The sequence below is a fragment of the Enterococcus sp. LJL99 genome (assembly GCF_054871725.1).
The window spans coordinates 135,509-156,709 of record NZ_JBTXLT010000003.1; the positions used below are offsets into that span (position 1 = coordinate 135,509).

19 protein-coding genes and 1 pseudogene are annotated in these 21,201 nt (G+C 34.4%); 3 read left to right on the forward strand and 17 right to left on the reverse strand.

What is annotated here, in order from left to right:
• Positions 1–4: 4 nt before the first annotated feature.
• Positions 5–1,426, forward strand: coding sequence for a glycoside hydrolase family 1 protein (locus ACYSNW_RS05920; RefSeq protein ID WP_461743557.1), 1,422 nt, complete (start codon positions 5–7; stop codon positions 1,424–1,426).
• A 145-nt stretch (positions 1,427–1,571) separates the two neighbouring features.
• On the opposite strand, the gene ACYSNW_RS05925 is transcribed toward ACYSNW_RS05920, so the two are convergent.
• The 3 genes from ACYSNW_RS05925 to ACYSNW_RS05935 are packed head-to-tail and all read right to left on the reverse strand — an operon-like array spanning position 1,572 to position 4,588.
• Positions 1,572–2,357 carry a ChbG/HpnK family deacetylase gene (locus ACYSNW_RS05925; RefSeq protein ID WP_461743558.1) on the reverse strand — a complete coding sequence of 262 codons (786 nt, stop codon included), beginning with the start codon at positions 2,355–2,357 and terminating at the stop codon, positions 1,572–1,574.
• The gene (locus tag ACYSNW_RS05930) at positions 2,326–3,750 is read right to left on the reverse strand and encodes a PTS transporter subunit EIIC (protein WP_461743559.1); all 1,425 of its coding nucleotides are present in this window, start codon (positions 3,748–3,750) and stop codon (positions 2,326–2,328) included. Before ACYSNW_RS05930 ends, ACYSNW_RS05925 begins: the two co-directional genes overlap by 32 nt.
• On the reverse strand, positions 3,743–4,588 hold the full coding sequence (locus ACYSNW_RS05935) for a PRD domain-containing protein (RefSeq protein ID WP_461743560.1): 846 nt from the start codon (positions 4,586–4,588) through the stop codon (positions 3,743–3,745). Before ACYSNW_RS05935 ends, ACYSNW_RS05930 begins: the two co-directional genes overlap by 8 nt.
• 258 nt (positions 4,589–4,846) lie before the next feature.
• Here ACYSNW_RS05935 and ACYSNW_RS05940 point away from each other — a divergent pair.
• Positions 4,847–5,085: pseudogene (locus ACYSNW_RS05940) on the forward strand (DDE-type integrase/transposase/recombinase); the annotation flags it as partial.
• A gap of 221 nt (positions 5,086–5,306) precedes the next feature.
• Here the strand turns inward: ACYSNW_RS05940 and ACYSNW_RS05945 are convergent.
• The 11 genes from ACYSNW_RS05945 to ACYSNW_RS05995 form a co-directional block, all read right to left on the reverse strand.
• Positions 5,307–5,978 (reverse strand): uroporphyrinogen-III synthase, encoded by a 672-nt coding sequence (locus ACYSNW_RS05945; RefSeq protein WP_461743561.1) that lies wholly within the window; start codon positions 5,976–5,978, stop codon positions 5,307–5,309.
• Positions 5,975–6,883 (reverse strand): hydroxymethylbilane synthase, encoded by a 909-nt coding sequence (hemC, locus tag ACYSNW_RS05950; RefSeq protein WP_461743562.1) that lies wholly within the window; start codon positions 6,881–6,883, stop codon positions 5,975–5,977. The genes ACYSNW_RS05945 and hemC overlap by 4 nt, the downstream gene beginning before the upstream one ends.
• Before the next feature lie 51 nt (positions 6,884–6,934).
• Positions 6,935–7,720, reverse strand: a complete 786-nt coding sequence (locus ACYSNW_RS05955) for a formate/nitrite transporter family protein (protein WP_461743563.1) — start codon at positions 7,718–7,720, stop codon at positions 6,935–6,937.
• Between the two features lie 49 nt (positions 7,721–7,769).
• Entirely contained in the window at positions 7,770–8,771 is a 1,002-nt protein-coding gene (gene cobA, locus ACYSNW_RS05960) for a uroporphyrinogen-III C-methyltransferase (protein ID WP_461743564.1), read from the reverse strand.
• A 2-nt stretch (positions 8,772–8,773) separates the two neighbouring features.
• The gene (nirD, locus tag ACYSNW_RS05965; protein WP_461743566.1) at positions 8,774–9,079 is read right to left on the reverse strand and encodes a nitrite reductase small subunit NirD; all 306 of its coding nucleotides are present in this window, start codon (positions 9,077–9,079) and stop codon (positions 8,774–8,776) included.
• Positions 9,079–11,484, reverse strand: a complete 2,406-nt coding sequence (gene nirB, locus ACYSNW_RS05970) for a nitrite reductase large subunit NirB (protein ID WP_461743567.1) — start codon at positions 11,482–11,484, stop codon at positions 9,079–9,081. Before nirB ends, nirD begins: the two co-directional genes overlap by 1 nt.
• 148 nt (positions 11,485–11,632) lie before the next feature.
• A complete protein-coding gene (locus ACYSNW_RS05975) occupies positions 11,633–12,073 on the reverse strand; it encodes a precorrin-2 dehydrogenase/sirohydrochlorin ferrochelatase family protein (protein WP_461743568.1) in 441 nt (146 codons plus the stop codon).
• Entirely contained in the window at positions 12,055–12,798 is a 744-nt protein-coding gene (locus tag ACYSNW_RS05980) for a sirohydrochlorin chelatase (protein WP_461743569.1), read from the reverse strand. Before ACYSNW_RS05980 ends, ACYSNW_RS05975 begins: the two co-directional genes overlap by 19 nt.
• A gap of 10 nt (positions 12,799–12,808) precedes the next feature.
• On the reverse strand, positions 12,809–13,456 hold the full coding sequence (locus ACYSNW_RS05985; protein ID WP_461743570.1) for a response regulator transcription factor: 648 nt from the start codon (positions 13,454–13,456) through the stop codon (positions 12,809–12,811).
• Positions 13,453–14,466 carry a sensor histidine kinase gene (locus ACYSNW_RS05990; protein ID WP_461743571.1) on the reverse strand — a complete coding sequence of 338 codons (1,014 nt, stop codon included), beginning with the start codon at positions 14,464–14,466 and terminating at the stop codon, positions 13,453–13,455. Before ACYSNW_RS05990 ends, ACYSNW_RS05985 begins: the two co-directional genes overlap by 4 nt.
• Positions 14,467–14,474: 8 nt before the next feature.
• A complete protein-coding gene (locus tag ACYSNW_RS05995; RefSeq protein WP_461743572.1) occupies positions 14,475–14,903 on the reverse strand; it encodes a GAF domain-containing protein in 429 nt (142 codons plus the stop codon).
• Positions 14,904–15,003: 100 nt separating this feature from the next.
• Between ACYSNW_RS05995 and ACYSNW_RS06000 the strand changes: the two genes are divergently transcribed.
• Positions 15,004–16,515 carry an amino acid permease gene (locus ACYSNW_RS06000; protein ID WP_461743573.1) on the forward strand — a complete coding sequence of 504 codons (1,512 nt, stop codon included), beginning with the start codon at positions 15,004–15,006 and terminating at the stop codon, positions 16,513–16,515.
• A gap of 840 nt (positions 16,516–17,355) precedes the next feature.
• Here the strand turns inward: ACYSNW_RS06000 and ACYSNW_RS06005 are convergent.
• The 3 genes from ACYSNW_RS06005 to ACYSNW_RS06015 form a co-directional block, all read right to left on the reverse strand.
• Positions 17,356–17,499, reverse strand: coding sequence for a hypothetical protein (locus tag ACYSNW_RS06005; RefSeq protein ID WP_461743574.1), 144 nt, complete (start codon positions 17,497–17,499; stop codon positions 17,356–17,358).
• Between the two features lie 272 nt (positions 17,500–17,771).
• On the reverse strand, positions 17,772–18,386 hold the full coding sequence (locus ACYSNW_RS06010) for an HAD family hydrolase (protein ID WP_461743575.1): 615 nt from the start codon (positions 18,384–18,386) through the stop codon (positions 17,772–17,774).
• Positions 18,387–18,394: 8 nt separating this feature from the next.
• Complete coding sequence (locus ACYSNW_RS06015; protein ID WP_461743576.1) at positions 18,395–21,136, reverse strand: sigma 54-interacting transcriptional regulator; 2,742 nt, start codon at positions 21,134–21,136, stop codon at positions 18,395–18,397.
• Positions 21,137–21,201: the final 65 nt, after the last annotated feature.

Genomic DNA, 21,201 nt, shown 5'->3' on the forward strand with positions numbered 1-21,201 from the left:
AAGAATGAGTTTTCCAAAAGATTTTTTATGGGGCGGAGCAACCGCTGCAAACCAATGTGAAGGTGCCTGGGATACAGATGGGAAAGGAGATTCCATCAGCGATCATAGTCGTGCTGGTAGCCGGACTGCTGGGACTCGCCGTTCGTTTGATTTAGAAATTAATACGGATGACTATTATTATCCTAGTCACACAGCTATTGACTTTTATCATCATTACAAAGAAGATATTGCCCTATTTGCCGAGATGGGGTATAAAACTTATCGTATGTCAATCAACTGGACACGAATTTTCCCAAAAGGAGACGAGTCCACGCCGAACGAAGCTGGCTTAAAATTTTATGATGATGTCTTTGATGAATGTCTTAAATACGGAATTGAACCATTGGTTACCATCTCTCATTTTGAGTTGCCTTTTCATTTAGGAAAAGAATATGATGGCTTCTTAGATAAAAAAGTCATTGATTTCTATGAAAATTATGCTGTGACTTTATTCGAACGATATAAAAATAAGGTGAAATATTGGTTAACCTTTAACGAAATTAATTTCGGTACGCTACCACACGGACTGCGAATTAATGGATTATTTAATCGCGAGTATACTGAATCAGAACAATATCAAGCATTACACAACGTTTTTTTAGCATCTGCTCGTGCAGTGATTGCTGGACACAAAATCAATCCAGAATTTAAAATCGGTTGTATGTTGGCTTACATTACAATGTATCCAAAAACATGCAAACCTGCTGATGTACTGAAAACACAACAGATGAATGACAAACTGAATTTCTTCTGCGGTGATGTTCAAGTAAAAGGCAAATATCCTTACTATATGAAGCGTTACTTTGAGCAAAATGATGTTCATATTGACATCACACCAGAAGATAAGCGGCTACTAAAAGAAGGAACCGTGGATTACTATACATTTAGTTATTATATGACCACTTGTATTGCCGATGATTTAGACAAACGCGATGATAAATCTGGTGGAAATCTATTCGGCGGTGTATCGAATGAATATTTAGAAACAAGCGACTGGGGTTGGCAAATCGATCCAATAGGCTTACGTTTCACTTTAAATCAAATCTATTCTCGTTATGAATTACCCTTAATGGTCGTTGAAAATGGATTAGGTGCTTTCGACGAATTCACTGCCGAAGAAACAATTGAAGACGATTATCGTATTGATTATTTCAAACAACATATTGTTGAAATGGAAAAAGCAATCGATGACGGTGTTGATTTAATCGGCTATACGCCTTGGGGCTGCATTGATTTAATCAGTGCGGGAACTGGGGAAATGAGTAAACGCTACGGCTTTATTTATGTTGATCGTGATGATGAAGGGGGAGGCACATTAAAACGATACCCGAAAAAATCTTTTTATTGGTATAAGAAAGTGATTGAAAGTAATGGGGCGGAATTGTAGATTTCTGAAAAAAGAATTAAGTTCTAATTAAACAGTGGAATCGGCAGAGAATCAAACTTCTGGGGAACTAGAATCAAAAACTAGCACAATGAACAATTTTGAAATTGATTTACTTACTTCACAATTTCAAAATTGTTCAAATTTTTTAAAGCTCTTTATAGCTTATTAGTTCAATATTTAATTGATCCAAACGTTTTTTAATCGCTAAATCTGTAAGCAACGTGACTTCTTTCGTTCGTGGAATGAGTAACGAAGAGTTTTCTAAAATAAATTGGTCTAAGTAACCTGGATGAAAAATCATCATATCGACACCATCTTCATGTAGCCCTGTTAACATATTTTCAAGACTATGATAAGGTTCATAACTTTCTTGCATCGATTCCATCCACAGATATACTTTAGTTTTATTGACATTAATTGCTGCATCTTGCGCAAGAGAATTAGGTTCGGCACCTTTCGGTAAACCTGAGTATATTAACTGCTTTTCCTCAGTAAATATTTCCATTGCCTTAAAAAAAGTCTCGCTAGCAACTGCATGCCCTTCAAAATAATCTGGTTTTCTACCGAACAATTCTATAAAACGTTGATATTGTGCGTTGATTTCTAGCATTACTTCATCAAATACTACAAAGTCTTCTGATGCACTTCGATAAATTTTTGAAGCCTTAAAAAAACCATGTTCATCGACTAAAGAAGGAATCAACTTAGAATCTACCAATGGTTTTCCAACACAAATATTCGTGTGGAGGCTGAATGCAATGGGTTCATTTTTCAACAGCGCTACACCATGCTGAGTAGCTGGCATATTGACCATTACTCCAACACTTCGAATTAATCCTTCTTTGACAGATTTTTCAATGCCATAATTCACTGCCTCTGAATACCCTAAATCATCCGCTCTAAATAAGACTTTCTTCAACAATTTGCTCATCTTCTTTCTCCTTCACTCCAATAATATACGTAACAACCGCAGAAACCACAAAACCAATGCCACAAGCAATAAAACCGTTCACCGCATTTGCACTACTTCCTCCGAAAAACGAAGCTAAACAAGCAAAGTTTGCTACGGGAATTATTGCATACGCCGTCACTCCCGTCACCCCTGCATAAAAACCTCCTGCGATTCCACCACATAATAAGCCAATGAATGGTTTTTTGTAGCGGACGCCTAACCCATAAACACCTGGTTCAGTTACCCCACCAATAAAGGAAGCTGCTAAAAAGCTAAATGCCAATGCTTTTCCATTTTTATCTTTAAGTCGTAAAAAAGAACCTAAACACATACCAGCCACGCACATACTTGAAACAATGGCAGCAGGTGTCACTAATGACTCTTGTCCGTTTTGGGCAAAAACCGTAATCATTGTCGTAATCATCAATAAATGCATACCTGTCATGACTAAAAATTGCCATAAGGCAGCAATAATAGCGACCGCCAAGAAACCACCAATCGAATCAAGAGAAAGTAAAAACTTACTAATATATTCACCAATAACAAAACCAAGAGGGCCTAAAACGACTAAAGTAACTGGTAGCATAATAACTATCGTTAACGTTGGAATCAAAATGGTTGATAATGTTGCTGGTATTACTTTTTTTAAAAACTTTTCTATATAAGACATTACCCAAATTGATAAAATCATTGGAATAACTGTACTCGTATAATTTTCAGCGGATGCTGGGATACCAAAGACTTCAAAATTCAACCCTTCAGTTGCTAGTGAAACAAACGTCGGATGAATCAATATTGCGCCTAAAAACATTCCTAAAACCGGCGTCACACCAAATTTTTTACTTGCTGTATAGCCTAAAAATATTGGGAAGAAATAAAAACCTGCATCACCAACAAATGTGAGCAATGTTGCTAGCGAAGTACCTTCATGTATCAAATTTAACATAGATGGCCCAAAGATTGCCATCACCATTTTAAACATAGAGGCTGCGATCAAAATAGGGATTAGTGGCGTTAAGCTTCCTGCTAAACTATCCAAAATCTTATTTCCAAGTAGTTTAAATGAAAATGGTTCTTTCTCTAAATCTGGAGAAGAACTTGTTTGAGTAGTTAGATGATCGAAATTCGCTTCTTCCATAAGTGTAGCGTATACTTTATCAACCGTTTGACCAATAATGATTTGATACTGTCCTCCAGATTGCACAACTCCCAAGACACCAGAAAGTTCCCTGATTTCTTTATCTTTCACCTTGCTTAAATCTTTTACATTGAATCGCAAACGAGTCATACAGTGAGTTACATTTGAAATATTTTCTTTACCACCTATGTTGATTAATATCGCTGAAGCGAGTGCTTGATTATTTTTACTCATTTTTTTTGCTCCTTCCATTTTTTTCATATAGTCGATGAATATGAATCATCAAATAAAATAGTTCGCCATCTTTAGGCATAATCCCAAAGATTTGTTGAATAAGCGTTGCTACATGTTGGGTTAACACATAAATATCTTGGTGCTGTTGTTTAAACGTTTGAAGTAGTTCACTCCCTTGATCGATGAACTCTTCTCCATTTTTCAATCGCTTTAGATAATAAAACATATGCATACAAAATCGATTGTAATTAAATTCTTGTCGATCAACTTGAATCTTTAACTCTTCCTCGATCAAGTTAGTAGCTGACTCAATCACTTCTTCCACCAATAATTCTTCTTGTGAAATTTTGTATTCCGACTGACTATCAACAAAATGCATTGTAATACTCGTTATTTCTCCTTTCGGTAAAACTAAATGTAATTGTTCTTGAATCATTTTAATTGCTTGCTTGGCCAACAAACTTTCTTTAGGATAAAGTTGCTCAATTTCATAAGAAAATGTCATTCGTACATTTTTATATTTCGTTAATCTTTGAATTGAAAAATGAATATGGTCTGCTAAGCTAAACACTAATGTTGGATTCAATTGTCCATTTAATTCTTTTTGCGCCATTGTAACGATTTCAGCACTTAAATTTAAAATTTCTTCAGGAATTTCTCTTAAAAGGCTTTCAAAATGTTCATTCAATTTATAAAATGTCATTGTTACTTTAGTCAAATCAGTTAATTCATACGGGGTCTTCGGAAATCCAATCCCTTTTCCAAAAGCAATCAAATAATTACCATTATCATCCAAACATTCTGCAACATTATTATTGATTTTTTTTATTACTTTCATGTCTTTCACCTCACAAAAAAACTCTTCAAGTCCACACCTCTCCCTTGTAAAAAACGGAGATAGTAATGCCTCAAAGAGTTACAATCTATCTTTTTTAATTTTATATGTGAATATTAACCGATTACAAATCCAATGTCAAGTAGTCTCTAGAAGAAATCCATGAAAAAGCATAAAGGAAAGATAAAAGAAACGATCGAAAAAATTCCATCCTATTTAAAAATGACAATATCTAATCGTTGATATATCACCGATAATAATTTAGATATTTGGTTAGGAAAGAAACGTGGTACACGCAGGCCACCTATCCTTTCTTTAAACGATTGAATAAACAATTTAGAGCACCTAAGATTTTTGTTACTGATAAAACTCTTTCACTAAATGGTGCCTTTAATCGACTTAAATCTGAGAGATTATTTTCTAATTCTGAACATCGAACGAATAAATATTTGAATAATACCATTGAACAGGATCATCCCTCTGCCAAGAAAAAAAATAAAAAAGCTTCCTCCTACTAATTTTGTAGTCGATTTTCGGTATAGATCTTTCCGTTCTATTTGATGGGGGTGGTAGCCGCCATAGTTGTTTGTTCCAAGCTCTTTTCAGTGATTTATGAAATGAATCATTCAAGGGCGTTTCAGCTTAATAACAAAAAACATTAGAAAACTACGTTTTACTTCCCAAGCTTTGTAGCAGAACCGCCAAGACAAGTAACTATAGACTACTTTTTAGAGACAGAATAGCCATCTTTTTGAATTGCTTTTTCAGTTGTTGCTCCAATACAATATAGAGTTGGCATCTTTTCGGTTTTTATTTCTTTAAAAATATATAAAAAACGTTGCCACAAAGATGGACTAGCTAAATAAACGGCATCTATTTTTTTTGTCATCAAGGCATTTCTTAATATTTTTTGACTTTGTTCAGAAAAATAATTATCATATAAAACAGCTGTCGAAAATTGATAACCAGCTTGTAAAAATGCAGCTTCCCCCAAAGAATCTGCTAGATTACTTTTAGGATAAAAAATTGTTTTTGGGGCTGGATAGAGCGTTCTCCATTTTTCAAACAGTTCTCGTTTTGTTGCCACGGGAGCTTGGTAATCAATAGAAAAACCATTATCAAGGAGTACTTGTCCTGTCTTTTTCCCGATTACTGCATATTTTTTTGAGTATAGATCATGCTCTTTTTTTAAATCAATAAAAAATTCAGCAGCATGCTGGCTAGTCAAAAAAATCCACTCACTTTGTTCCATCTCTTTAATCTCATTTGGCTTAAGAACTCTTTTTTTTAATGTTACCAAAGGAATTTCCAAAGTGAAATAATTTTTTTCTTCAAAATAACAACGATCTTCATGGTTATCTGAAATTAGTCGTGTTAACAAAATAGTTTTCATTCGCCCATCAAATCCAATTCTCTCAATAAACGTTGCGCCATTGCTGTTCCTATTCCCTGAATAGAAGGGACTGTAACTGTTTCAGTCACAGAAGTCTGTAATTGCTTGTCACCTAAAAATCCTGAAAAACAATAGCTAGCTCCTGTTCTTTTTGCATAGGCACCAATCGGAATATCACAATTTCCATTTAAAGCTGCCAAAAATTGACGTTCCTCTGTCACCAATTCTCTTGTAATTACATCATTGATCGGTGTTAAAAATTCCACCATCGCTAAATCGGTTTCACGACATTCAACTGCTAATGCGCCTTGCCCGACTGCAGGAATACATTGACCTTCTGTCAAAATTAAATAAGGATACTCCGCTGTTTCAAACCACTTTAAACGATTGAGTCCAGCGACAGCTAAGACAATGCCATCTAAGTTTTGCTCTTTCATCCGTTGTAATCGGGTGCCTACATTACCGCGAATCGATTGAACCTTCAAATCACTGCGTAATTTTTTGATTTGGAATTCTCGACGTAAACTACTAGTTCCGATAGTTGCTCCTGCTGGTAGTTCTTCAATTGATTGAACTTCTCGAAAAATCAAACAGTCCATAGGATCCTCTCGTTTAGGGATTGCAGCTAAAGTCAATCCTGTTGCAATTTTAGCTGGCATATCTTTCAAACTGTGAACCGCAAAATCTATTTTTCCTTTTAATAATGCCTGTTCAACCTCATTAATAAATAAACCTTTGCCCCCAATTTTTGATAAACTGACAGACAATAATTGATCCCCTTTTGTAGTCATAGGAACAATTTCAATAGAACAGTCACCATGAACTTCTTTTAATATCTCTAATACGATTTCTGTTTGCTTCATTGCCAACGGACTATTTCTAGTGCCAACACGAATGGTTTTCATGCAAGTTACTTCCTTTATTTTTTCTTGTCTTATCTTTAATCATACTGGATTTTATTTTTTTGACAACTGTCCAGTTCCAACTTTGTAAGCTAAGAAATAAAGTCCTGCTACAAAAAAGCCTCCACCGATAATATTTCCTAAGTACACACTAATCATATTTTGTCCGAATGCTGCCCAAGTATTTCCACCTAAAAAAATGCCCATCGGAATTAAAAACATATTTGCTACTACATGTTGAAAACCACAGATAACAAATCCCATAATCGGTAAAAAGATCCCTACGATTTTTCCAATAAAATCTTTAGCGGCAAAATTTAAATAAACAGCCGTACTAACTAAAAAATTACAGGCAATTCCTGATAAAAAACCTTGTAAAAATGTATCTTTCGTTCTTCCAAGAGAAACTTGAATGGCTCGCTCTGCAAAATCTCCTTGTAAAGCGCCACTTAAATATCCAAAAACGTACGCGACAAAAATCGAACCAATTAAATTAAAAAGTGTAACAATCAAAATATTTCGTAGCCATTGTTTTCCAGAAACTTTTTTTGCAAATAGTGCCATAGAAACAACCATCATATTTCCTGTAACCAATTCACCACCGGCTAACAATAGACAAATCAAACCAAACGGAAAGACGACCGCTCCAATGACATTGACCAGAGTTCCCCATTCTTTAGGCATAGTTCCCATCGCTCGAATCATTGCAATTCCTGCAACAGCGATAAATACCCCCGCTAAAAAACCTAATACTGCTAAAGTTAAAAAACTAGCTTTTGCTTTTTGAATTCCTTTTTCAATCGTAACATCCACAATTTCAGGTGGCTGGAAAGACCCCATAGTATTTTCTCCTTTATAAAAAGTGAAGAAGCCAAAACGTATCCTTTATCTAGTAACGATCAGTAGAACAGAGGACTAGTTTTTGCTTCATTTCACTCCACATTTTTTTATGATCATTTGCTAATTTTTCAGATAAGTAAATCGTTTCATCAAAGGTATGTTCTGCTAAATAGTGTTGATGAACTAAATCAAATCGTTTATCTCTTTGTTCTCCAACTTGAACAGCATAAACATCTGCACCTTTTTGTGTATAAGAAGTAATTGTCTCAAAGGTAATTTCTTCTGAATCAATCAACAAAATTTTATGACCAAATAAAGATAATTCTTCAAACCAATCATTTCCTTGGCGACAAGTAACTACTTCGCCTAAAATGATCAACGCGGGATTCTTGATTTGGTACTGTTGCACTTGTTCTATCATATTTTCCACATCAGTAGTAAGTGTACGTTGACGACCCACACTGCCCCATTCAACAATTGCTACAGGCAAATGAATAGAAACACCTTGTTCAATCAATTTTTGTTGAATAGTTCCTGCTTGTTCAACTCCCATATATAAACAAATCGTGCCATTTTCTGTTAACCCGTTAAAATCCAACGTTTCTCCAGCTTGCCGATGAGCTGTAGCCAATGTAACTTTGCTGCTATAGTCACGATGTGTTAGTGGGACACCACTATAACTACTAGCTGCAGAAGCAGCAGTAATTCCAGGAACTACTTCGTAGAAAATTCGTTCTTTTTTTAATGTTTCGATCTCTTCTCCTACTCGGCCAAAAATTCCAGGATCGCCACCTTTTAATCGAACAACAATTTGTTCTTTCTTGCCTTCATCAATCAGTAATTGATTGATTTCTTTTTGCTGTAGAATATGCTTTTTAGGAAATTTACCACTATAAACGAAACGAGCTGTTTTCTTCGCTAAATAAAGTAGTGATGGGTGAACTAAACGATCATAAAAAATAACATCTGCTGTTTCAATGATTCGTTTCCCTTTGATTGTTAGAAGCTCAGGATCTCCTGAGCCTGCTCCTACAAAATAGACTTTCCCCATAATTAGACCACTACATAAATATCATCTTTTTCAACAATCGTTTCATAAACAGTTACGCAGCCTTCATCGGGCTCTTGAACTTGACCATCATTTAATGAAATTTTATAGTCATGTAGCGGACAAAACACATACTCTCCTGAAACAGTTCCTTCTGCTAACGGACCTTGTTTATGCGGACAAACATTTTCAATCGCTTTTACTTGCCCATCACTTAAAAGAAACAACGCGATTTTTTGGTTGCCAAGAATAATTTCTTTCCCAATTCTAGGGGCTAGTTCATCCAATTTCGCTACTCGTATTTTTTCCATTAATTGATTCTCCCTACTGTATATAATTCTTCTTGTTGCACTTCGTCTTTTACTACTTCATCCCACGGATTACCGCGACGACCGACCACCGCTTCATCCAATGCAGCTAATAATTCTTGACGTTTTTCAGGATTTAATAATAATTCTTTAATATTTTCAAAACCCATTCGTTCAATCCATGGAGCCGTTCTTTCAGCATAAATACCTGTTTCACGATAATACTGCAACATCGCGCCACAAATATCGATAACTTCTTGTTCGGTTTCAGCAGTTGTTAGAAGAATACCTTCTCTAACCTCTGTTCCGCCATTTCCACCGACATATATCTGGAAGCCATTATCCACACCGATCACACCAAAATCTTTCACGCCACTTTCTACACAACTTCTTGGACAAGCCGAAACCCCCATTTTAAATTTATGTGGTGTATCGATAAACTCATAGCGTTGTTCCAATTTGATTCCTAACCCCATCGAATCTTGCGTACCAAAGCGACAGAAATTTGCTCCTACACAAGTTTTAACTGAACGAACAGCTTTCGCATAAGCACCTGCAGAGGTCATTTCTAATTCTTCCCAAATCTTAGGCAAATCTTCTTTTTTAACGCCATATAACCCAATTCGCTGGCTACCAGTTACTTTAACCATTGGCACCTCATATTTTTCAGCCACTTTTGCGATTAATAATAATTGCTGCGGGTTCGTTTTTCCGCCACGCATTCTTGGAATCACTGAAAAAGTCCCATCATTTTGAATATTCGCGTATAATCGTTCATTTACATAACGAGATTCTTTTTCGTCTTCATGTTCTTTTGGCCATGCGACATTCAAGTAAAAATTGATTGCTGGACGACATTTTGGACAGCCTTCTGGATTAGTAAAATTTAATTCACGATACACCTCTTCAGAAGATGTCAATTTTTTAGCATAAATTTGAGTCACAATTTGATCACGAGTCAAATCTGTACAGCCGCAAATTCCTGTTGGAGCAGAAACAACTTCACCACCAAGTGCATAGGCTAGTACATCTCCAATCACCGATTTACATTTTCCACAGGAACCGCCAGCTTTTGTATGTTTGGTTACATCTGCAACAGAAGTTAGATCTTTTTCATTAATGGCTTTTAAAATAGTTCCTTTCTCAATACCGTTACAACCGCAAATAACCTCATCATCTGGCCATTCACTGACATCTGTACTCGTTTGTTCACCCACCATATGTAATAAAGAAACTGGCGTGTATTCTTCAATGTTCTCGTTTTTCTTCAGAATATTGTAATAGCGATTACCTTCACTCGTATCTCCATAAAGTACAACACCTACAACTTGACTATCTCTTACAAAAATTTTCTTATACGTATAATGAATCCCATCAAACGCTTCAATACTAGTGATTCCTTCGGTTTCTTTGATATTTCCAGCAGAATAAAGATCACACCCAGAAACCTTTAATGAAGTAAAGGTCGTACTTCCTTGATATGGTTTTGTTTCTCTATCTGTTAAAATATCTGCTAAAACTTTTCCTTGTTCAAACAATGGTGCTACTAGCCCATAAACATTGCCATTGTGTTCTGCACATTCTCCTACTGCAAAAATATCTGGCATACTTGTTTTCATATAATCATCCACAATAATACCGCGGTTCACCGCTATTTTTGCTTCTCTAGCCAGTGTCGTTTCCGAACGAATACCAATGGACATCACAACCAAATCTGTTTCAATCGTTGTTCCATCATTAAATGCTAATCCTGTGACATGCTCTTCTCCTAAAATTTTTTGTGTCATTTTTTCCATCAAAAAATTCAAGCCTTGTTTTTCGAGATCCGCTTGCAACATTTTCCCTGCTTTTTCATCCAGTTGGGTTTCCATTAACCATTTCTCTAAATGAACAACGGTCACATCCATTCCTTGATCAGCTAATCCTTTCGCTGCCTCTAATCCTAATAATCCACCGCCGATAACAACTGCACGTTGATATTTTTGAGCTGCTTGCAGCATATTTTCTGTATCATCAATTGTTCTAAAACCGACGACTTCTGGTAGATTAGCCCCTTCAATAGGTAAAATAAATGCCCTAGAACCAGTAGCTAGAATACATTTATCATATGAGATTTGGTTTCCCGATTTAGTTACAATTATTTTTGTTTCTGGATCTATTTTTATTGCTGGATCATGATTAATCAATTCAATTTGATTTTCTGTATACCATTCTAAAGGATTGGTAATGATTTCTGGAACAGTCATCTTCTTTTGTAACACGTTAGACAACATAATACGATTATAATTTGGATATTTTTCTTCTCCAATTATAGTAATTTGATAACGTTCATCATCACGGTCCAATATTTCTTCAATTGTCCGTACACCAGCCATACCATTTCCAATCAAGACAAGTTTTTCTTTCATTCGATAGGTCTCTCCCTTTGTGATTAATTGAACAATACTTTGTTACCAATAGATTAGCAAAAAAAATAACGAAGAACAATTAGGGAATAACCTAATTGTTCTTCGTTATTTTTTTAGATGTTTTTTTGACAATTCAATTTAATTATAGTTATTTTTGAAAGTCCGTCAATTTTCCTTTTAAAAAAAACTGTAATTTTTTTATTAGTTTTTGATTTTCCCCATAAGAAGATAGTGCAATTAAATAATCACTTTGTTTAATTGTATTCATATTAAAAAAATCGCTCAATTCTTTTTGACCACAATTATTTACCCATTGATTAGCAGAAGCGTCCGCTACGACTTTTTGATTAATTTCTTTAGAATTGGTACAAGCAAAAATTAATTGTGCATCGCTCAAATATTTTGGAGCATATGTGTTTTCAATCAACGTCACTCGCTCTAATTTGGTAAATTCTGGCAAAAAATCTGGTGAAATAACTGTTACTGAACCGTTAGCTTTTAAAATACCTAAAGTTTTTCGTAAGGCTATTTTTCCTCCACCAATAATCACAATTTTTTTATCAGTTAAATTTAGCATGACTGGATACATACAATCGCCTCTTTAACAATAGTTTCTAAATCTATTAAAATTCTAGGATCAAATTCCAATGTTTTCGTAATAATAAATGCCGTTTCTGGAAAGTTCTGTGTCAATTCTGTTTGCATATTAGTTGTTAAATGACCATCAAATAAGAAAAAAGGAACAATAACAGGTTGCTTATCTAATGAGTTATTTTGCTTAATCACAGATAAATAGTTCTCGTTTCCCTTTAAACTAGTCGCAAAAATTGGAAACCCAACTTTTTGTTGAATTTCGGCAGCAATTTCTGTTAAAATTTCTTGTGGCTCACTTGTTCTTTTTGAACCATGAGCAACCAAAAAGCCAATCAGCTCGTCTGCAGAATAGTCTGTTAATTCCGTTTGAAATCGTTCGAATAAAACTTGCCGACTTCCTTTTTTACGGCCAAACGTCTCTGTTTGTAAAATAGAAACCTTTGGATACTGTTCTTTCACTAGAGCAAGTTCTTCAGGTATATCTACTAATGCATGTTTAGCTGCAAATAAAAGAACGGGAACGACAATCAATTTCGTCACACCTTGTGCAATCATTTCTCTTGCCTGTTTCGTTATTGTATCTGGATGGTTTTCTAAAAAAGCCGTCTGCTGTTTGTACTCATCCCGAAACTGTTCTTGTAATTGTTGAATAAATTTTTGTGCTGCTTGATTTTTTTCTACTTTTTGACTTCCATGAAAAACATAAAGAATTCCAATCATTTTTTCCACCTCACAAATCGATCAATTGATGTTTCATACTATATTGTAATAATTCGCTAAATGTAGCCAATTCCAATTTTTTCATTAAATTAGATTTATGTACTTCAACTGTTTTCACAGAAATAAACAATCGTTCAGCTATTTCTTTGTTACTAAACCCAAGGGCAACTAACGGCAAAACTTCTCGTTCTCTTTTCGATAAACGATCATATTTTGAAGCCTCTTCTTTTACATCCTTCGCTGATTGCCACTCTTTATTCGAATAATTGCCAAACAGCGGATCAATCGCAATTTCACCAGCCATTACTTTTTTGATTGCCTCAATCAAAATTGTATCTTGAGAACTTTTCAAAATATAGCCTTTCGCTCCATACGACAGTGCCGTTCGTACGTATTCTTCTTCATCGTGCATACTTAATATGATTGTTTTAACGTTTGGAAAATGTTCTTTGATTCGTCGGGTTGTTTGTAAACCATTTTCACCAGGAGGCATGCGCATATCCATTAAAACAACATCCACATTATTTTTTTCTAGTAACAAAAAAGCTTCTGTACCATCAGCAGCGTCACCAACCACTGTTATTCCTTGTTGTTCTTCCAGCAATAAACGTAACCCACTACGAACAACAGCATGATCATCTGCAATAATAATGTTCATTCTCCCATCTCCTCATTGATTGGCAATCTTAAAGAAATAGTTGTTCCTACCGATTCTTCTGATTGGATAACTAACTGTCCACCAATTGATTCCGCTCGTTCTTGCATATGATATAACCCTAACCCATGGCTATGTTCCTGTACTGTTCGTAAATTAAAGCCTCTGCCATGATCCATTACAGTCAGAACTAATTGTGAATCTTGTTCTTTCAATGTAACCCACAACTCAGTGATGTCTGCATGTTTAATACTATTCATCACACTTTCTTGTAATACCCGATAGGTGATCGTTTCTATTTTATCAAAAAAACGTCTTTGGTTAAGTATTGGAATAAAATGAATAGCAACACCTGTCGTTTCGATTAATCGTTGTAATAATGTTTCAATTGCAGGAATGAGTCCTAAATCATCCAATGCTGTTGGGCGCAAATCAATTGCCATTTGTTTGACTTCATTTAACAAGGCGACAAAATCTTCATCAATTTTTTGTAATTTGTCCGTTACTTTATCTATTTGTTTCATTCGTTTTAATTGACGTGTCTCCAACATTAAACTATAAATACTTTGAGCTAGACCATCGTGTAATTCTTGCGAAAGTGCACGCCGTTCGTTTTCATGAGCTTGATTAACATATTCAATTAAGCGTTTATCTTGAATCATTTGCTGCAATCGATCTTGAACAGCTAAACGGCGTAAGCTCAGTAGAGATAGCTCGTTATCATAGATTGTATAGCTTCCACTAAACTGCTCTTGCTGCCCATTATTTTTTTCTAAAATAATGGGGAATGCAGCCTGATCCCATTCTTGTTTCACTTCACAATGCAAACATTTTTCCATCGTTGAGTGCAACATACAGCCTTCTCCTGTAGCAACTTCTAAAACTTTAGTAAGTGAAAAAATTGTTGTTTTCTCTAATATTTTTGCTTTTTTATTTTTTTTAACCCCTTTTTTCGTATCAATTAAAAATAGTGCATCTTGTGCTTCATCAAAGAATCGCTCTTCTATTTTCATTTTAACCCCTATAAATAAGCATTTAATTCATTCGCTTTTATTTTTATTGTTTGTAGCAATGTATCCGGAACATTTCTTACTGTTCGATAACCAGCCAATAAAACTCCATATACTTGCCCTGACTTTAAAACAGGATAAGCAACAACTGTTTCTAATTTTTCCATGCGTGTAATGGGTAATTCGACAAGTTTTTCTGGCATATCTTGTAAATTCGTTGCTTGATACCCTCGACCTGTTCGCCAGACAATTCCACCAATTCCTTTTCCAACTTGAAGACGGATTCGTTCATAGTTTTGATTTGTATTTCCTGCCACGTAATTCCAGCGAATTTCACGAATTTTCGTTACTTCATTGACTGAAGACAGAGCTAATGAAACAAAATCTACCTCTAATTCTTGCTTTAATTGTTCTATTTTTTGTTGAAGTGGATCATTCATCCTACTACTCCTATTCCCTAATTTTTTAAGAAATACTTGTTTTCTTATACATCTTCTTTTATTCTTAAGCAAATAATAAATTAATTTAAAAGGACTGTCTATGAAAACTACTACTACATTTAACCCTAGTCGCTTAATCATTATTATTACGATGACAGTTTTTTCATTTTCCAGTATGACTACTGCCTTTTTTTTGATGGGTATGAAAGCATTCCCCTTTTTTATAGGTGCTGCTCTTTTTTATTTTATTCCCTACGCAATTATTATATCAGAATTCACAGGAGTTTATAAGAATCAGCATGGTGGTCTGTATGGATGGTTAGCAGGTACACTCTCTGAAAGAACTGCTTTTGTTGCTGCATTTTTATGGTATTGCAGTTATTTTATTTGGATGATTAGCTTGTTTATGAAATTATGGATTCCTTTATCTATTTTAATTTTTGGAGAAGATTTAACTAAAAAAGAACATCTTATCGCTGGAATTCCGACAACTGTACTGATTGGTTTCTTATCAATCCTGCTCATTGGTATTACCTTATTTTTCGTGAATCGGGGATTTAAAGGGATTGCCTCTGCATTATACTTAAGTGGTATTTCAATGGTCATTCTGATTGGTCTTAGTCTTGGTGGAAACCTTTGGCTTTGGCTCACCAATCAAGCTGCGATTATCCCGAACTTGACTGCAAGTCTAAAAGATGGACACTCTGGAGTATTTGGATCACGAGCACTCATCGAACAATTATCTTTTATGATTTTTGCAATTACTGCTTTTGGTGGATTAGATACCGTAGCTAGTTTGGTTGATAAAACTGGTAAACAAAAAAATAAATTCCCGAAATTATTGATTTTCAGTAGTATTCTTGTTGTCGTTTGTTATTTTTTAGGAATTCTTTTATGGAGTGGCGGAACAAATTTAGCTCATTTAAAAGCAAATAGTAGCATTCATTTAGGCAATCTTATGTATGAGTTGATGGCAAATTTAGGAGAAGCTATAGCATATTCCCTCAGTTTATCTTCTAGTCATAGTCAATTACTAGTTCAATTTTTTATTCGCTTTACTGCTCTAACATTGACGCTTTCTTACATCGGTCTACTATCTACTATTTTTTACATACCGATACGTACGTTGGTACAAGGAACACCTCTCCACTATTGGCATCCTAAATTCAAAAATAATAATAAACATGGTATGCCTAGTTATGCGTTATTTATCCAAGGCTTATTCATCAGTTTGTTTATTTTGGGCATTAGCTTTAGCAGCCATTATGTTGTTTTTTTGTATAATCAATTAACGATTATGACAAATATTTCTCGCGCAATTCCATATCTTTTAGTAGCTCTTGCGTATCCTAAGTTTAAAGAAAATATGTATAATCAACAGTATTCTTCCCTTTATGATTTCTCAGTTAAACGTAGCTTATTACTTAGCCACAGTGTGATCACAAGTGTTGTTTTATCTATTTTTTTACAGATTTGTCAGCCTTTATTAAAAGGTAATGTCCTACAGAGCCTTACATTAATCAGTGGTCCCTTGTTATTCTCTTTCATTGCTTTTCTATTATACTCACATTTTCAAAGAAAGAATGGTTCTATTGCAAAGTTTGAAAAGTAAAATTAGTTCTCCAATGTTTTCTATTATTAAGCTGCAACGCCCATTAAATGATTTATTTCATAAATCACAGAAGAGAATATCATAGCTTTTAAGAATTGAAGTACGCCATTGATGGCTACATTCATTACTAGAATCATGAGCGGATGAAAGAGAAACTAAATTGGCAGGGTCTGCTGCAATTTAGAAAAAATAGCATTAAAGACTGCCTAAAATCATCAATAAACGGACAGAAAAACGGAGTGGAGAGATCCACTCCAAAAAAGTCTAACTTTTTTTGGCACTAAATTTAGCAACTTTATCAATTTTTAATCGACTTCTAAAGTTAGTGGTACTTCTGAATTTAAAAAGTGTAAATCAGCATCCGTTACATCACAATAAAATAGTAGCAATTCTTCTTTTGTTTATAAGAAGCCATTCCGATTGACCAGCTTAAGAAACCATACGCTGTAATTTCTTTTGGTAAATTGTATTTTTGCGTATAGTAGCCACTTAAGAACCCCTGTTAAAAAATTTTACCAGTATTTAATTTTTACTATACCCTGCGCCGTCTGCGTCCATTTAGCAATTGTCAAAGAATTTTCTACGATACTATATTTCACAAGCACTCCTGATCCATTCTTCGTTTTCTACTTCTTTTAGAAAGCGTTCTTCTTCATCTGATAATAATCGATAGAAACGTAAGATGAATAAAGTTTGCTGCTGAAGCAATACTTAATTCATAATCTTTGACTCATCTTCGACAGTTATTAAGCCTCGCAAAAGTACGTTCAGTAACCCAGCGCATAGGTAAAACAATCCACGAACTAGCACGTCGATTGTTTTATCAAATATCTCAGTTACTTACATGACTGTAGTCCCACGATACCCAGAATCAATTGTTTGTCTTGAACGTTGTAGTATTCGAGCGGTGTGAGCAACTGATTCATTTTTGCATAAACCTCTACCATAACAAGTTCCTCTAATAACCAGATAAGTGTAGATCATTTGTACTCACTCCTTATAATTTTGTCAGAACTATATTGAGTGTTACATAAGTAGCTTTTTTAATTGTCAGCCTAATTTTACAATCAGTGATATTTCCTACGGATTTACATCATTTAAACCCTTAAAAATTAGAATTTTTTGATCAATTGATTAAAGTGACATAACAAAGAATCCAGAATGGTTGTCTAACATTTATCAAACCCTAGCATCTTTTTCTCATCCTCTTTCAATACTTGACAAACATCCTATTATTCTATAAATTAGCTAAGCTTTTAGAGATAATCAAAAATTTCAGTTAACGAATAAATCACAGCATTTGCCTTTTCTTGATTGACTGGATAGCTTTGTTTTAAAGCTAAAGTATAAATACCTGCAGTAACTGCAGCCTCGATTCCTACCGTTGAATCTTCTACTGCAAGACATTTAACACCTAACTTTTCGCTAACGATTTGATAAATTTCTGGATGTGGTTTACTTTCATTTAGTTCTTCACCAGAAATATACAGGTCTAAAAACTGATGCATACCAGTTTGTTGAATCATCCGCTCTATTTCAATTTTGGGAGAAGAAGAAGCGATGGCCACTTTTTTACCCAATGCTTTTAATTTAGAAATAGTAGGGAGCGCATCTTTATTTAATACTTGCATAAAATTAATTGGATGGGCTTCACGATAAGCTTGGTACTGAGGATATAAAAGCTCTTTTTGCTTCTCATCGGGCGCTAATAATTGCCAAATTTGTTGTTCAGTTTTACCAATATAGTCCTCGATTGCATTAGATCCTGGTTTTTGGTGAATACTGTCAAAAAATGTCATTCTTCGTTTAAAATAGTAATGCTCACTATTGATTAATACACCATCCATATCAAATATAATACCTTTATACATCTCTCCACCTACCCCATAATAATATCATTTACTAGTCTTAGTTCTTGATCTTCAATTTTAATAGAATAATTTTTTTCTAAGATAAAGAAGGCATGATGAATTGTTTCGATTGTCTCTTTATGATTTTCCAAGTAATCTTTCAAATCTTCTTGTTTATCAACCGTTTGCTTCCTTAAAATTCGTTCCACCATAGATGCTGTATGTAGATAAAAAAGAAATTGCTTCGTTCCTTCAAACGATACATTCAGATTTTTTTCAATTTCTTTTAATGCAATTTGAATCAAATTTAATAGTTTTTCTGCATCCAAAATAGTTAAGTTTTCAACAATTCTTTTAGTCGAGAAATTAAAAACTAAGTCTTCCTTTAGCCCAGTGTCCGCTATTTCAAAGTGATGTTTCAAAATATCTAAAAAATCTTCTAGATATTCTCCAGTAATCAAGCGATCCATTCCAATATAGGGAATTCTTGGGACTTCCGGGTTCACAGTACCAACAATTGCTAGAACATCATACATCTCAAATGGGACTTCCTGCAATTTATTTTTTTGGAGACTTTCGAAATCATAAGCAATGATTTGCAAATCTTCCACTCGTTTACCAATAGTCTTTTTTAAGATATCTTGAATTTGTCTAGCACTTCCTAATCCAGTATAACAGCAAGTAATTAACGCTTTTTTTCGATTCAATTTTGGATAAACAATTTCTTTGGTTACGATATTCCTTGTTTCAATTTTTTCATAAATTTCAGCAATTGATTTTCCAGATAAAATCAATTGACCCACTTCTAAGACGATGGGTGTACTGACAAAATCAATAATTATTAAAGGCCCTTTTAGTTTATCAACAAGTCGCCTTCCTAGTTGATTGAGCGATCCCATGTCCACTAAAAGAATTAAGCCAGGTTCTGTTGGATAGTTATCCATATATTTAATAACTTGAGTTTCTACTTCATCCAAAGTAATATCAATTGGCATATCATAAGCTTGGAACATGTTATTTTTCAATAATCGGTTTGCAACATTTGCCATACTACTTGCTGTGGAATAGCCATGTGCTAAAACGAAGCCTTTGATTTTTCGATTGACTTCCCCCATTTCTTGACTATAAAGATAAAATGCGATTAATAATATATCTTCTTCCAATAAATCAATATCTAATTGTGTTGCCAATTGTTTGACAAGTCGCTTGGATAACCAAAAAGCATCCCCTAGATTTTCATCAAAAAATTGCATCATTTCAGTTTTTAGAGCCGCCCAATTTTGATGACTAATCAATATATTTTCATTTTCTTTCACATATAAATAATGAGCAATCGCAATAACCTTATTTCCATCTTGAGTAAAACCATAATTTTCCTGCATCAAATTAAAGGTAGCCCGAATTTGCATAACTAAGAAAGTGAAGAGAGATTCTTCTTCATCAATACTCCCTTTTTTGAAAGCTAATTCATCCATCAAGAAAACAGTGTGACTAATTTCCTCTTCCAATAAGATTTGTACACTCATCGTTCCTTTTTTATAAGCTTCATAACGCCTAATTAATTGATAAAAATAATCATAAATGTTTTTCTTGAGATTTGTCATGCTGTATTGATGTATGACTGATTGAGGTGTGTATTTTCGTGCCTTATCTTCACCATATGTCACGGCTAGTTCATTTGATTTTGTCTTAGCATCTGTAGGTAAATCTTGAAGTCGAATACTAATTTCTTTTCGCTGTTTGCTCCTAGTAAACGCATTACCACAGGCATACTTAATGGTATTCCTAATTTTCCCAACATTGCCTTCAAAACTAGAGCGTAACAACAAATCAATGACCCGACTAGAAACAGTAATGGTTTGCTCAAAAATTTTACTTTCATTAATAAAGAAATTGTCAATCAGAGAAAGGCGCTCCTTTTGAGGACGATCTTGAAATTTTGGTAAATGAATGATTACTGGTAATCGTCTTATGAAGGTTGGCAAAAAGGTAGAATGGACATCCTCTGTTGTAGCGAAAATTAAACGTACAAATGATTTTTTTTGAATACTGTTATCTCCAATGGGCGAATAGTGTCCACTATCCATAAAAGTAAATAATTTTTCTTGCCCCTCTTCAGATAAGCGATGCACTTCATCAAGAAATAATACGCCCCCATCAGCTTTTTCTAATAATCCCGCTTGGGCTTCATCTGCACCTGTATAGGCCCCCTTCACATGACCGAATAAAACACTAGATAATAATTCTGGATTATTAAAGTATTGAGCACAATTGTAAGAAATGAAAGGCGCCGTTTCAACTACTTGTTTTTCATCGCACATATAGTCAAATATTTTTTCGGCTAAAAACGTTTTTCCAGAGCCACTGGGGCCTAATAGTAAAATAGGCAGTCCTTTACCAGGATAAAGGACTGCTGTCTTAATTTGACCAATCTGTTCTCGTAAGCTTCCTTTTGATCCAATAACTGATTCTAATGCATCGGAATACTGGACATAATTGCTTTCTTGGAGTAGTTCGGCTAAACTATTATATTCATTCTTCTGCGGTTCAAAAAATGATTGTGAAAATGTTTCTTTGTGTAAAAAAACTACTGGATAGGATTTTATTTTTAAGAGAATGCCGTCCTTGAAGTATTTGTTTAAATAACCACTAACAGTACTTCTACTCAAATTCAAAGCCTCACTAATTCCTTGCGAAGAAAATTCTTTCAGTGTTTTTTCAGCTATTATTGGTGTTTTATGAATAAGATAATCAATAACATTTGGATGCATCTTTTCTCCCTCCTCAATTTTTATTACATTCTAATATTTTTCTACTATAAATGCTATGGCATTTT